Annotated in this window: 1 protein-coding gene; it reads left to right on the forward strand. The window is 49.7% G+C overall.

What is annotated here, in order from left to right; genetic code table 11:
• The first annotated feature begins 221 nt into the window (after positions 1 to 221).
• Positions 222 to 935 carry a GntR family transcriptional regulator gene (locus LRL21_RS44675; RefSeq protein WP_240422198.1) on the forward strand — a complete coding sequence of 238 codons (714 nt, stop codon included), beginning with the start codon at positions 222 to 224 and terminating at the stop codon, positions 933 to 935.
• The last annotated feature ends 154 nt before the right edge of the window (positions 936 to 1089 follow it).

Raw genomic sequence — 1089 nt, forward strand, 5'->3', positions numbered from 1 at the left:
TACCGATTCTCCGTGGCCATTGTAAAGTCTAGCAGCATATGCAATCCCCAGAAAGCAGCAAATGTTGTCCGACGACACAAATTGTTGTGGGAGAAAAACTTCCCATTTCTGTCACCCACCGTTTAATGTAATCCCCCGGACTCAACTATTGCTCTTGACAACAATTCGGGTTTTCCCTCAAAATGGTTACATTACCGTTGTCTAGAGGAGTAGATTCTAATATGCAAGCAAAGCATCATGTGGTTAAGCAGCAGCTGGAATCGATGATGGAAAGCGGACGAATTCGAATCGGAGAACGTCTCCCCTCAGAGGTTCAGATGGCCAAGGAATTCGGCGTCAGCCGCGAAACGTTTCGTTCCGCCGTCCGAATCCTGGAGGAAGAAGGCAAGCTGCTGGTGAAGCACGGCGTAGGCACGTTCGTGATCCCGCCGTTGCCAGTAATCCCGAGTTCCCTTGAGAAATTGTCGAGTGTCGGTTCTATGATACGCTCAGCACAGCTAGACGAAGGTGAAAGCCGCGTCTCGCTCAAGACGGATTCCTGCTCGAAGGATGTCGCAGAAGCACTCGGTTTGGAACCTGGTGACCCTGTCATTGTACTGGAGCGTATTCGTACGGCCAACGCCGAACCTGTAGCGTACTCCATCAATACGATCTCAAAGAAACTCGCAGGGGAAGCGTTCGAAAGAGGTGAGTTCCAAGGCTCGCTCCTCAGCTTCTTCGAATCGCAGCTTGGCCGCAAAATCGTAACCGCTGACTCAGAAATTTGTGTCCCGCTGCACATCGACCGCAACTGCCAGCGGCTTCTGCTGCATCCGCAAACAACCGTGCTGTTATTAAAGCAAGTGCATTATGACGAAGCGAATAACCCTGTGATGTACTCCTTGGATTATTTGCGCAACGACGTGTTCACCTTCCGGATCCGGCGTACCGTTTAATCCTGCATGAACCCCTTCAACCTATAGCTTGCCTCCCCACAACCCCGGTCTGCTTTTCAGATCGGGGTTGTTCTTCGTGACTTCACAACCTTGTTTCTTTTACAAAATCTATACATCCGTTTTATGGAGAGTTAACAATCATAAGTTACGATTA

The organism is Paenibacillus periandrae (assembly GCF_022458865.1).
GTDB lineage: Bacteria > Bacillota > Bacilli > Paenibacillales > NBRC-103111 > Paenibacillus_S > Paenibacillus_S periandrae.

Coding starts and splice junctions, on each gene's coding strand:
- LRL21_RS44675 (WP_240422198.1), top strand. CDS start 222: ATGCAAGCAAAGCATCATGTGGTTAAGCAGCAGCTGGAATCGATGATG.